This window comes from Neglectibacter sp. X4 (assembly GCF_009917365.1).
Taxonomy (GTDB): domain Bacteria; phylum Bacillota; class Clostridia; order Oscillospirales; family Acutalibacteraceae; genus Acutalibacter.
Window position 1 is genome coordinate 1 of sequence record NZ_QWLE01000063.1, and the last position, 13178, is coordinate 13178.

13 protein-coding genes and 1 pseudogene are annotated in these 13178 nt (G+C 41.5%); 13 read left to right on the forward strand and 1 reads right to left on the reverse strand.

The annotated features are described in order from the left end of the window. Window positions 1–166: 166 nt before the first annotated feature. From D1841_RS14810 to D1841_RS19520, 9 genes and pseudogenes are all read left to right on the forward strand, one after another. Window positions 167–370, forward strand: a pseudogene (locus tag D1841_RS14810) (hypothetical protein); the annotation flags it as partial. A 124-nt stretch (window positions 371–494) separates the two neighbouring features. Beyond that, complete coding sequence (locus D1841_RS14815; protein ID WP_160644858.1) at window positions 495–1784, forward strand: ATP-binding protein; 1290 nt, start codon at window positions 495–497, stop codon at window positions 1782–1784. Window positions 1785–1855: 71 nt separating this feature from the next. After that, window positions 1856–2221 (forward strand): PrgI family protein, encoded by a 366-nt coding sequence (locus tag D1841_RS14820; RefSeq protein WP_161880100.1) that lies wholly within the window; start codon window positions 1856–1858, stop codon window positions 2219–2221. Between the two features lie 460 nt (window positions 2222–2681). Further along, window positions 2682–4154 carry an ABC transporter substrate-binding protein gene (locus tag D1841_RS14825; protein WP_160644358.1) on the forward strand — a complete coding sequence of 491 codons (1473 nt, stop codon included), beginning with the start codon at window positions 2682–2684 and terminating at the stop codon, window positions 4152–4154. A 346-nt stretch (window positions 4155–4500) separates the two neighbouring features. Then, the gene (ccpM, locus tag D1841_RS14830) at window positions 4501–5886 is read left to right on the forward strand and encodes a Cys-rich peptide radical SAM maturase CcpM (RefSeq protein WP_160644360.1); all 1386 of its coding nucleotides are present in this window, start codon (window positions 4501–4503) and stop codon (window positions 5884–5886) included. Continuing rightward, entirely contained in the window at window positions 5858–6916 is a 1059-nt protein-coding gene (locus D1841_RS14835; protein ID WP_160644361.1) for a hypothetical protein, read from the forward strand. The genes ccpM and D1841_RS14835 overlap by 29 nt, the downstream gene beginning before the upstream one ends. A 250-nt stretch (window positions 6917–7166) precedes the next feature. After that, a complete protein-coding gene (locus tag D1841_RS14840; protein ID WP_160644363.1) occupies window positions 7167–7421 on the forward strand; it encodes a hypothetical protein in 255 nt (84 codons plus the stop codon). Between the two features lie 71 nt (window positions 7422–7492). Next, on the forward strand, window positions 7493–8113 hold the full coding sequence (locus D1841_RS14845; RefSeq protein WP_160644365.1) for an accessory gene regulator B family protein: 621 nt from the start codon (window positions 7493–7495) through the stop codon (window positions 8111–8113). Then, the gene (locus D1841_RS19520; RefSeq protein ID WP_256376705.1) at window positions 8094–8216 is read left to right on the forward strand and encodes a hypothetical protein; all 123 of its coding nucleotides are present in this window, start codon (window positions 8094–8096) and stop codon (window positions 8214–8216) included. Before D1841_RS14845 ends, D1841_RS19520 begins: the two co-directional genes overlap by 20 nt. A gap of 88 nt (window positions 8217–8304) precedes the next feature. Here the strand turns inward: D1841_RS19520 and D1841_RS14850 are convergent, their stop codons facing one another. Further along, window positions 8305–8616 carry a helix-turn-helix domain-containing protein gene (locus D1841_RS14850; protein ID WP_160644366.1) on the reverse strand — a complete coding sequence of 104 codons (312 nt, stop codon included), beginning with the start codon at window positions 8614–8616 and terminating at the stop codon, window positions 8305–8307. A 220-nt stretch (window positions 8617–8836) separates the two neighbouring features. Here D1841_RS14850 and D1841_RS14855 point away from each other — a divergent pair, with 220 nt between their 5' ends. The 4 genes from D1841_RS14855 to D1841_RS14870 all read left to right on the forward strand — a co-directional run. Beyond that, window positions 8837–9556 carry a LytTR family DNA-binding domain-containing protein gene (locus D1841_RS14855; protein ID WP_160644368.1) on the forward strand — a complete coding sequence of 240 codons (720 nt, stop codon included), beginning with the start codon at window positions 8837–8839 and terminating at the stop codon, window positions 9554–9556. 247 nt (window positions 9557–9803) lie between these two features. After that, a complete protein-coding gene (locus D1841_RS14860; protein ID WP_161880102.1) occupies window positions 9804–10874 on the forward strand; it encodes a sensor histidine kinase in 1071 nt (356 codons plus the stop codon). A 197-nt stretch (window positions 10875–11071) separates the two neighbouring features. Beyond that, window positions 11072–12790, forward strand: a complete 1719-nt coding sequence (locus tag D1841_RS14865; RefSeq protein ID WP_160644372.1) for an ABC transporter ATP-binding protein — start codon at window positions 11072–11074, stop codon at window positions 12788–12790. A gap of 103 nt (window positions 12791–12893) precedes the next feature. Further along, on the forward strand, window positions 12894–13178 hold a 285-nt coding region (locus D1841_RS14870), incomplete at its 3' end, for a hypothetical protein (protein WP_161880103.1).

Below are 13178 nucleotides of genomic sequence, written 5' to 3' on the forward strand. Positions count from 1 at the left end.
GTACTTGGATTTGTGGTGAAACCATTGTACCAGAAGGGCTGGCGGGTCTTCAACTTTCATTTTAGTTTACAGTACGGCAAAATTGTATGGGAGGTAGAACTATGAACTCTGTTGGAATTGATGTCTCCAAGGGCAGAAGCACCGTTGCCGTTATGCGCCCCTTTGCGCTGTCTGCTTGGAGGGCGCTGTCATTGTTTTGGCGTGTATCATCTTTTCACTCTTTGCCGCTTCTCCGCCCGTTGTCAATCCTGACGCTGCGGCGGTAACGCAGGTGTGGGCATATATCGGAGAGCTGCTCTTTAATATGCTTGTGCTTGTTGGCAGCGTGAAAATGAGCGACAGGATTATCTGGGAGATGATGGGACTGTAAAAAGTTGCGGTTAAAATCCCCTAAGTTTTCAGCGAAAACTTGATTTTTATAAAAAAACGTGGTATACTATCAATGAAAAGTTAGGGGACAATGACTGTAAGTTTCCAGCGAAAGGAGAATCCCAATGCAAAATATTATCAGGCGTGATCACTACTTGAAACGGTTGGTGGATAAAAAAGAGAATGGCTTGGTAAAGGTAATTACTGGAATCAGACGATGTGGCAAGAGCTTTTTGTTGTTTAATCTGTTCTATGATTATCTGATAGAAAGCGGCGTAAAAGAGGATCAAATCATTTCGATTGCCCTTGATGATGATACCTTTGTGCAGTACCGTGAGCCGGAGGTTCTTTCCGAGTATATCCGTTCCAAAATCATAAACAAAGATATGTACTATATCCTCATTGATGAGGTGCAATACGCCATTACAAAGGAGGAGTTGAAAAATCCGGAAAACATCCGGCTATATAATGTACTCAACGGTTTGCTGCGTCTTCGGAATGTAGATATTTATGTGACCGGAAGCAACTCCAAAATGCTGACCAAAGATGTTCTGACTGCTTTTCGTGGCAGAGGTGATGAAATCCGGGTGTATCCGATCTCTTTCAAGGAGTATTATTCCTTTGTAGGCGGAGATAAATCAGACGCTTATGAGGAGTACGCTCTATATGGAGGAATGCCCCTTGTTTTGAGCAAAAAAGATGATGCGGAAAAGATGTCCTATCTGCAAACGCTGTTCACGGAAGTTTATTTCAAGGATATTGTTGAGCGATACGACATTGGGCTGCCGGATGTGCTTACAGAATTGACCGACGCTCTGTGTTCCGCTGTAGGCTCGCTGACCAATGTGAACAAGATTAAAAACACCCTCCAAACGGTCAAGAATATTCAGGTTTCAAACACTACGCTGTCAAACTACTTGGATTATTTGTCAGAATCCTTTTTGTTTAGTAATGCCAAGAGATATGATGTAAAGGGCAAAAAATATTTCGAGTATCCGTCAAAATACTACTGCACAGATATTGGAATTAGAAATGCCCGCCTGAATTTCAGGCAGCAGGAAGAAACGCACATTATGGAGAACATCATATACAACGAGCTTTTATGCCGTGGCTACTCGGTAGATGTGGGTGTAGTGGAGATCACAGAAACAAGTGCAGGAAAAAAGACAAAAAAGCAGTGTGAAATCGACTTCATATTAAATCGAGGTGCGAAAAAATATTATATCCAATCTGCCCTTAGCGTCAGCGAGCAAAGCAAACTTGAAACAGAACTCAGACCGCTGAAAAACACAAAAGATTTTTTTAAGAAAATTCTCATCAGCAAAACTTCAATGAAGCCGTGGACAGATGAGGATGGGATTCTTCATTTGGGACTTTACGAGTTCCTGATTAATGAGGATTCGCTGGAATTGTAAACTGAATAGATTTAGGAAATCGTCATCTGAAAAAGGTGGCGATTTTTTATGTCAAAAGAAAGGAGCTTTTAATGGAAGTAAAAATTAACCGTGAAATCAGAAACTACACGGAAGCGATGTTTTTCGGACTGTCCCTGCGGCAGTTCATTTTTTCTGTCTGTGCCTGTGCGGTGGCGGTAGGATTATATTTCCTGCTGAAATCCTATGTCGGCACGGAAACCGTGTCGTGGATGTGCATTTTGGGAGCTGCCCCGCTTGCGGCTCTCGGTTTTATCAAATATAACGGAATGACCGCTGAGAAATTCATCTATGCGTGGATAAAATCGGAGTTTCTTATGCCGAAGAAGCTCGTGTTTCATTCCACAAACACCTACTTGGAGCTGATGAAGCCGGGTATGGAAAAGAAGCAGAAGGAGGTTTTGAAATCAAATGATTAAAACGCTTACCAATTTATTCAAACAGGATAAGGAAAAGTTTGTCGTGCCGAAGGGTGCTTTTATGTGGTGGGGGATAACGAGGATAAATCAATCGATTCTAGAGCATGGGTTTGTCCGTGGGTGGAAAAGAAAAAGGCTTTAGTTAAAATGCATGATTTTTTTTAACAAATAAAGAAAATATCGACATTAAACTACCGTTTATCCCAGAAAACTACCGTTTGTCCCAGATGTATTGACAATAAATAAGACTTAAATGTATAATTCAACCATCAGCATAAAGAGATTCGTAGTTTTCACATAGCAAGATGGTTTCCACGCTTCTTAAAGTAAGAAAAATAGTTCCCTACCAGATGATGGAGTTTATAATATTTATATCAATTCTTTCATGCTATAAATCCATTGTCGTGTGTAGCCGTTATCCAAAGAAACTTTGATTCATCAACACTGGAGGCTTGTAATAATGAAAAAACATATCCGCATATACAGGTGTTTCGTGTGTCTATTATTTGCCATGAGTTTAATTACAATTTCAGGCTGTGAAACTGCAAGCCCCAAGGAACCAATTCGTGAAAAAGAAGTGAGCCAGGGAGTAGATACAGACAATTCAAGTGAAACATTGACAATTTTGACTGTCTACCAGAATGATGAGTTGACCAGGCTCATCAAAGAATTTGAATCTGTGCACCAGGAAGTGGATATTGAAGTTGAGGTTGGCATCCGCTCTTCCGCAGATGTGGGCCGGCTGGATTCTTGGGATAATTTTATGGAAGAACTGGCCGTGAATCTCATGAGCGGCGATGGTCCGGACATTTTAGTAGATCCAGGTGTGTTCACCCCGCTGCAGTATCATCAATCTGGAGTAGTATACGATTTGCGGGAATGGATGGATCAAGATCAAGAGTTTCATTTGGAAGATTATTACGAGAATTTATTTCAAGCATATGAAATTGAAGGGAAGCAGTACACGGTGCCTACTCGTGTATCCTTGAACGTAGTATATTTGAATAAGACGCTTTGCGACATTGCTGAAAAAAGTTTTTCCCCTTGGGATACGTTAGATTACACAGAAGTGCTGGATATCTGGAAGTCTGCAGACCAGTTTGGCGCAATCTCACCAGATTTTACTCTGGAATTTATGGATCAACGGGGAAAATGTAACCTCTTTATAGACGCGGAGCTTCCCGACTTTGTAGACGTACAAGCTGGAACCAGTTCATTCGATTCTCCTGAATTTATCCAATATCTACAAGATACAAAGGGCATCCCTTCGAACCGCGCTGCGTCAGAGATCATGGCGGTAACGGGTGGAAATGTTTTAGAGCAGTTCGCACTGACCAATGAGGAAAAAAATACATCTTTGCTGTTGATTGATACTGTGGGGGTCGAGACACTGAGAAATGTATTACAGGTTCCCGAAAACTGCGTTGGCCCCCTGTTTCTCACTTCGAGAAAAGGAAATATCTCTTTTACGCCCGCTTTGGCTTCTCTGGTGGTTCCCAAGAGTTGTTCAAATCCTGACTTAGCCTGGGAATTCCTGAAATTCTGCATAGCACCTGTGGATGAACCCGCATATTACTCAATCTACCACCCAAAAGGCAGCGTAGACATAATCCAAGGGAACACCCTGCCGATAGCCCAAAAGAACCTGCGCAGTTATGGGGAGCTTTATGGGAAAGTGGGTTCTGTCTTAGAAAAGGATAGCCAAATAACGGTCGATTTTGATCCCACCTTGATCGAGAGCCCTTTCTCTGACGGTTTTTTTGAACAAGTTGACCAAGTGCTTTCTCTCTATAAAAATCCTGTGGACAGCCTTGGCCGCCTTGGAACAATTTATACGCCTATTTTGCAGCAATATTATGATAAGGGTACTCTTTCCGCAGAAGCGTGTGCAAAGAGCATCCAGCAAAAGGCTGGCATTTGGCTACGGGAATAAGGAATTACTGGATTCGATCCATTAATTCATATTACTTAATATGAAAGGAGGGAGAAACGTGAAGCGTCAATTGAAGATCAAAGCTCAAAACGAACATTTGCGCACATATTACGACTTGCGTAAACCTATATGTTCGTGTGGTGCGTGTACCGGTCTTTGTCAATGCTTTTGCGGTGGTGATACAACAACCGCGACAAATGCATCCCACCGTGCATCAGCCTCCGTACAGATCGGAGCGATGAGCGAGACAGAAGCGCGAGCGTAAAACGACAAGGAGGGAATCAATTGCTTACAATTGATTCCCTCCCCAATTAAAAATACAGATATCGGGAAAGTGAATAAGGTTATGACTTACAAGATTATTGAAAGCCCTTTTGGAAAGTATGTATATTCGAGAAATGCGAATCGCCTGATAAAAATGCCAGAAAACAATGATTCCCAATCAGTAGAAGGATATCTGTCTGAGCAAGGATTTTCGACACGCAACAATCTTAGAAAAATACGTCATCCGAGTAGTTGGATGATTGAAGAAATACTTCGAGGTCATGTCTTCAATTTAATTTTACAAGTTACACAAAATTGCAATTTAAGATGTAGTTACTGTGCCTATTCCGGCAATTACTATAATAGAACACATACAACGCAGAAAATGTCATATGATGTTGCGAAGCGTGCTGTGGATTTTCTGTTTGAACACTCATCTGAATGTGAAGAAATCGTAATAGGTTTTTATGGAGGAGAACCTTTATTAGAATTCGACTTAGTAAAACGTGTAGTAGACTATGCTGATCATATAGGATGGGGAAAAAATATACAATATGTTGTGACAACAAACGCAACACTTTTAAAAGGGGAAATCCTTGACTTTCTGGTTGCACACAATTTTTCAGTGATGGTAAGTTTTGATGGGCCAAAAGAAGTACATGATAAAAACAGAAAATTTATTGATGGAAAAGGTTCTTTTGACTTAATTATTAATAATCTGGAATTAGTAAAAGAAAGATATCCGGATTTTTATAAGAATATCATGACAAATACAGTTTTGAGTCCAACTGAGGATTATGAATGTATTAAAAAGTTTTTTGAAGCAGATACTGTAATTCATGCTCTTAATTCACGATTGTCCTTGATTTCTGCTGAAGATGCTAAGGAACCTATAACATATGGAGAACATCTCTCTATATCTGAGAGTATAGAAATTGTGAAGATTCTCTTGTATATGCTGGGTAAAATACATAAGGAAAGCATTTCAAAAATATACTTATCCCAAATAAATATGATTACAGAATCTTTTAGAAATATGGATTTTGACGGGCTCGAAGGTAAAGTCATGGCACACCCAGGGGGGCCATGTGTACCAGGGAAAAAAAGGCTTTTTGTCGATGTTAATGGTGATTTCCACCCCTGTGAAAAGATATCTGAATGTGCTGTCGGTAGAATTGGATCACTTTCTTCTGGTTTTGATATAAACGCAGTTTTAAAAATCTTAAATATCGCTGAAATTACTGAAGACGCATGTAAAAATTGTTGGGCCTTTTTGTGGTGTAATCAATGTGCCAATGCCTCTTTGCAACGTAATAAGCTATCATCTGAAATACGTCTGTCAAAATGTTCTAGTTCCAAATCTCATGCTATAAATACATTTAAAACGATGATTTTTTTGAAAGAGTATGGATTTGATATTGAAAGGTGGAAATCGGATAATGCGATCGATGATTTTTTGCGCAAATGAAGAGAGCTTACTTTTATTGGGGACTGATAATGAGTTTTCCATGTCTGAATATGTCTCTATCGTAACACCATATGGTATAGAGGCAAGTTCACCGGCATTTGATATTCTTCAGGCAATACCGGCGAGGGTAGAATTTGAAGTGATACATTCACTTGAAGAAGCATCAAATCTTCAAATAAACAAATTATTACTTGTTAATAATGAAAAAGTCTCGTGCGGAACATATTCTAAGATAGTAAATGCCTATATAAAAACCGAATGCAAAATATACGTCCCTATCGAGTTGCAAAGAAAGCTATCTCTTCCTCCGCTAGAAAATATAAGCGTGCTACATAAAGAAGATTTTGAAATAAAGGTCACGGGGGACGAAATTCTTCACGTTGACATACCTGTAATTGCGGTTACAGGTATAGGTCAAAATACGAATAAACTACCACTCACTCTATTGATAAAAGACCATTTATCTAGTCTGGGCTATAACACGCTAACACTTTCATCATCTCCTTTAGCCGAATTATGGGGCATGGAAGCCCTACCAAATTTCTTATTTAGTGAAAAAAGCTTTAGAGACAAGACCATGCTTTTTAATCATTTTTTATATAGTCTCGCTTCTAAAACGCAGCCTGAACTTATAATTATATCAATCCCGGGGGGAATTAGCCCTCTAAATCCTTTTTGTTACGAAGATTATTATGAGATGGCGATGATCATTTCGAATGCAACACAGATTTCGATAGATATCTGTAGCTTATATTGTCAAGATTATCCGGATGAATTTCTTGATTTACTTGATGATATTAATACATTTAGATTTGGTTGTAAACCACTTTTCTATCATTCATCAAATGTTGTTTTCGATTTGGATGCGGAAACTAGAAAGAATGAATTCATAAAAGCCAACACTTCAAAACCAGTAAGTTTTGTTAAAGATGCACTCTCGGATTCTCAGAGAGATAATATATTTACAATGTTTGATAAGGATATGTTATCTGATGCACTAAAACGAATTGTGAGCTATTTGATAGAATAACTCAATTGTATATTTCTATAAATCGCTCTGTTCAAGCAGGACCATCTTGGTTTGCAGGAAAAAATATGGATTACTTCGTTAAGTGATTTCATGTAGATTGGCTAAAGCATTTGCGCAAAGGTAATAACCCTAATTTTACTGCCAGGAAAAGCACTAACTGTTTAAGCATATGAATTATACGATTCGGAAAGACAAGTGAGTTGTTTTATCATATTATCGTTGTCTTTCTTCAGAGAGGTGGAATATTAGCGTGGGAAAAGATGAAATCGCAAGAATTTTACAAAACTACTTGTACCTTAGTTCTCACAAATATGTTCAGGATAAGAATGTGAGTTTGTTTTCTTATAAGGCCGGTTTTTCTCCCTTTGATATTACTTATGCTCTTTTAGAATTTGAAAAGGAATATGGAGCAGATTTACAGGGAGTAGTAGATACCGTTGATAATTATTCCCTGAACCAATTGTGTCAAGCGCTCGAGCATTCCATGAAGGAAGTGATTAAATAAAAAAGGAACGATTGAACTTCTGTTTCACTTTCCAAATAGAGAGGTCTCGTTGAAACTAGATAGGATAAATAGTGATTGTAAAAATGTATGTATTTTTTTCAAATAAATTAGAAATTTTTTTGATTGAACAAAAAATTATTTCAATTGAACAGAAAGAGATTTACGCTTACGGCTTAGAGTGTTTAATCGCTCGTATAGGCACGATACTTTATTTGCTTTTACTAAGCATTTGTCTTCGCGCCGTCTGGCAGGCAGTAGTATTTTATTTTGTTTTTCTTGCCATGAGAAAATTTGCTGGAGGATATCACGCGACTACATATGTCAAATGTAATGCGTTATATCTGTTGACTTTTATGGTTTCAGTTTTAGGAGACAGGTATGTTGTATCTAACTTTAACTCTCTTTACCTTTCCGTTTTTATTCTTCTGTTTGTGTTTATGACTGTTTTGATTTTTTCTCCGATTGAGAATCCAAACAACCCTATAGAAGATGGCCAGGAAAAAAAATTCAGACGATATTCTCTGTTAATTGCAAGTGCGCTGTCAGTTGGCGAAATGGTATTGTTCTTTCTCGATCTTCCCATACATGGGATGCTGCTGATATCCATGTTTTTAGCAGTTGTGTATATGTATGTTGAAGTGATAAACAGAAAAAGAAAGGAGGGGAATGTCCGTGAAAAAGATAACCCATAAGGTTGCCAAAGCAATTGCTTCCGTCGCGTTGAAGTCTGCTAAGGGCAGCACCCGTGAGGTTTCAAAAGAGGGTATGTACCAGCCCAAGCGTCCCAAGATGTAAGTGCAATGTTTATGACGCAAAGTGCGGAGGTTTTAATCTCCGCACTGTTGCGTTTTTGCAATGAATCAAACTGTTTTTCACTCGAAGTTCATTTATAGGTTATAAACTCAGCAAAAGCTTGAAGTCCTTTTCTTCCTTCTCGCGGGAAGCCATCTGGGAGCTTAAAATATCTCCCATGGTTTTCTGAAAAAGGTGGGCAAGGATTTGCTGTAACTCCCACCAAGTAATCAACTGAAACATTAAAGTATTTTGAAATCAGTATCTTGATAGAATCCGGTGCTTCGCTCTTGTTTCTTTCATATAAGGAAATAGAATGCTTGTTTATTTTAAGAATCTTTGCTAACTCCTCTTGTGTAAGCCCGGTATCAAGCCGCAATTCTGATAATCGTTCGCCAATCAAGCATATCCTCTCCAGCCTTACCAGCATGTCTTCATTATAGATGAAACTTGGCCTTGTCCTTCTATAATCGAGAATTTAGACCTTTTGGACTCTTGAAATCGATAATTTATCGATTGCGTGTATCTCCAAAAGCTGTTTACACGACTTTGCGAGAAATTTTTTTGATTTTTTCTTCCGGAAATGGTATACTTTCTCTATCGTCTAGAGAAAGGGTGTCCATATGCACATTGCTCTATGTGATGATGACAAAAATTTTGTTAAAGAATTTGAAGCCCGGATTTTGGCGACGGCTGACAGCTGTGACATTGACCTGACCGTAGCAGGCTATACCTCGGTGAAAATGTTTCTTGCAGATGCTGGGCGGCTGGCAGGAGAACCGGGTTTCGTGTGCTTTTTGGATATTGATATGCCGGGGATGACGGGCTTTGAGCTGGCGGAAGAACTCCGCCACCTAAACAGCGGCACCCGCATCGTGTTTGTCTCCAACAAGGATGAACTAGTGTTCCAGTCTTTGGAATACCATCCTTTTTTCTTCCTGCGAAAGAATCGCCTGCAAGAAGAATTAAAAAGGCAGCTTGTAGAACTGCACAACTCCATTCACCCCAAGCGTATGGTTGAAACCTTCCAGACAGGCCGCCAGACCATTCAGATCGACATGGAAACGGTTGTCTATGCGGAAAGCGAAAAGAATTATCTAATGCTCTATTACGGTGAGCCCCTGCAGGCGGTGAAGGTTCGGATGAAGATATCCGAGGCGGAGGAACGGTGGAAAGCATATGGATTTATCCGGATCCACAAGGGAATAATGATAAATCCTAGATATATTAAACAACTGGCAGATGACGGGCTACAGCTCACGGCAGGGAAAATTCTTCCAGTTGCCCGGAGCAGTATGCCTGAGTTGAAACGTTTATTGTTTGAGGTGCAAAGAAATGGATAGTTCCCTTTTTTGGTCGATTTTTGAGGCAGGCATTTCCCTACTGGAAAATTTTTTGCTTGTGCTCTTTATGAATCATTTTTTGGGCGCGAGGTATTCCGGCGTAAAGCAAGTACTACTCACTTCAGGAATGACCTTGTTAGGATTTGCTTTTTCATTCGTAGAAAACTTACCTTCCTTTTTTACATGGGAGTCCTATATTACAATAATTATCTTGTTTTTCTACGCTTTGTATGCTGCCCAAGGAAGTTTGCTGAAAAAGGCTGTAGGTGCGGTTATAGCCAGGGAACTGATAACCATTTCAAACAGCTTGATCCTCTTTTTAGCTGGGGCTTTTTTGAACACAGATGTAAGTGATTTTATTACACAGCAGAATGAACTGCGCATTCTTACCGTTTTGCTGACGAAAGTGACCTACTTTTTTCTAGGGCGCATTGTCATTGGCCTTTTTTCCAAGCGGGGAGAACTGCTGACATGGCAGTGGGCGGTTACGGGCAGCAGTTTTTTTGTTTCCACGCTGGCTGGCACGTTAGCCATAAGGCTGGCAAGAAATTTGTCCGGAGAGAGCGCTGTGGAGCGTATAGAGCTGCTGGTAATCGTCAGCTGCCTGTGGGTGCTCTGCTTTATGGCCTACTTTGTGGTGGAGAAGATGATGATGGGCAACCAATTCAAGCTGGAATATGAATTGCTGAAGCAAAACCAGGAATATCAGATGCAAAATCTGAAGCATATGGCAAGTTCATATGAAGAAGTTCAGGCTATCCGCCACGATATGAAAAACTATCTGCTGGCCTTGCAGCACATGCTGGAAAAAGGGGAATACCAGCAGGCCAAAGCGGAGTGTGAGCGGATCACAGGCAAGGTGGATGGCACCCATGTGTTCCTGGAAACGGGCAGCCAGATCATTGACGCGATTTTGAATGAGAAGCTGTCCGAGAGCAAACGCAAAGGGATAGACACCAAGTGCAGCATTTTTACAGACTTACGGGCGGTGGATACCCTGGCTTTCTGCACGGTTTTTGGCAATTTGATGGACAATGCCATAGAGGCCCAGGAGCCTTTGCCGGAATCCGAAAGACATATCGAGGTGGAGGCTTTCAACCAGTATGGCTACACCCGTCTGCGCGTGACGAACATCACGGGGAAAGAGTCCACAGGGGAAGGCCCCGAATTGAAGACTACCAAACCGAATGCCGATATGCACGGGATTGGGCACAGGAGTGTGGAGCGCACTATGGAGAAAATAGAGGGGGCCATCCGATATCAGGAAGGTGACCACTTATTCATTGCAACGGCAATCTTTCCACAGCATACAATTTGAACGGTTTTTGAAGGGGACACCCGCGATGGATGTCCCACTTTTTATGATATTTAAGATAATTATATGTCGTTTTATCCCAGAAATTTACCGTTTGTCCCAGATATGTTGACGGATTCTATTTTGACGTGTAGACTAATACATAAAAGGGACATGAAAGCTTTATAATACTATGTCTGGTAGCCGTCAGGAGGAGAGGAATGAAAAAGATTGATCCAAACTTAAGGCGTATTCTTTCTTATCTGAACCCCTACAAAAAAGAATTTCTGCTGGTGGGATTGACTCTGCTTATTTCTACTGCTATTGGTTTTTTCCAGCCGCTGGTGATTCGGGCTATCACCGATGACGGTATGCTCCAGCGGGACATGGCCGTGATTGCCCGCTCGGCGTTGGTATTGGCTGCGCTGGTGATTGTCAGCCAGGCCATCGACCTATGGCAGACCCATATATTCGCGGACATACATAACAAGTCCTATTACGCCGTTTTCCGTCAGGTTTTTGAGAAGCTGCTGCACCTGGAGAAATCCTATTTTGAGGATAAGAACAATACGGAAATCCTCAGCTTTTTGCAAATGGACGTTTCCCAAGTTTCCTCCATCACAGACCGATATATGGTCATGAGCGCCAGCTATGTGTTCCGAATCATCAGCGGACTGGTGGGACTGTTCGTGATAAGCTGGAAGTTGGCATTGGTAGTGCTGGCGATGGTGCCTGTAAAGTTTTTCTTAGTGAGACGCATGTCGAAACGCCGGGAAAAGGCCATGGACGCAATGATTGAGTCCAGCAGAGATTTCTCCCGGTGGTTTGGGGACAATCTCAACGGAGTAGACGAGATTAAACTTTGGAACCTGTTCCAGAGCCGGGAGAGGATTTTTGCGCAAAAGCAGCGTGAGCTGCTGGGTCTGGAAAAGAAGGGCACCATGATTGACGGCTGGAACACTTTCTGGGAAATGCTGCTGGAATGGTCGGTGACTATTGTGCTGTACCTGTTGGGAGGCTGGCTCATCTGTACTGGAAGCCTGACCATTGGCGCGGTGTTCGCCTTTTCCAGTTACTCTGGCTATGTGACCGGGCCTGTGTCCGCGCTCATTAACCTGAAAATGTACTTTGCCCGCATCATGCCCTCGGCTCGCAGACTGTTCCAGTTTTTGGATATGGAGACAGAACTGGATGCTGGTAGAAAACATATTGAAAACAAGCCGCCAAAATTGGAATTTCGGGATGTGGCGTTCCGTTATGAGGAGAACCGGCCTATCCTGCAAGGCGTGAATTTTACGGTGGAGCCTGGTGAAAAAGTCGCCATTATCGGCCAGAACGGTAGCGGGAAATCAACTATCCTTAATATACTTCTGCGATTCTACCAGCCTAACGCCGGACAAGTACTGGCGGACGGGATAGATGCGAATTCCCTGTCTCTGGAGAATTACCGCAGTCTATTTTCAGTGGTCAGTCAAGAACCTTATCTGTTTTTAGGAGACATTCTGGAGAACGTAAATTTAACTGGGCTGACAACGGAGAAACAGTTACAGGCTGCCTTAAAAGATAGTGGCGTCGCACACTACATAGCCCGTATGCCCGACAGGGAAAAGACGCAGATTGGGCGTAATGGGGCAAAGCTATCTGGAGGAGAAAAGCAAAAACTTGCGGTGGCCCGCGCTTTACTGAAAGACGCTCCTGTTGTGATTTTAGATGAAGCTACCTCCGGGTTTGATGTGGAGTCTGACGCTTATCTGCATGACATCATTGTGAACCAGATGCAAGATAAGTCAGTCATCATAATAACCCACCACTACAATAATTTGGAAGGGATGGACAAGGTGTATCGACTGGAAGATGGGGCACTTGCTGCGGTGGGAAGATGTCGTTATTCAAATCAGCAATATTTCCTTGGTGTCATCCCGCAATGTCCCGACTCCTAAGTTTCCTATTTGGGCGGTGATAACTGCCGTGCTTGGTTTGTGGTTTTTTACCATCAACACATTGTTTGCTTTACTCGTGCTGGCGGTTGGCGGAGGTGCTATAGTGTTTTGGTATGTGCAGTACAACACGCTGAAATATGAGAAATGCTTGCATATCTTATTAAATTCTGGAGACACCTTTTCCCTCATTGCCAGAGACGTACATTTCGTTGAACAGATTTTAGATGTCTTTTCAAAGATTTTCAAAGATGGAGATAAGGCAGGCACAAATTACTATATCGACATGAAAAACTGTAAAATTGCCAATAATTCCATTGTGTTCATTTTCGCCAACTCCTTTATGGGCGGGGCGGAGATTGTCAGCCGGTATTCGGCAGAGGTGATGGAG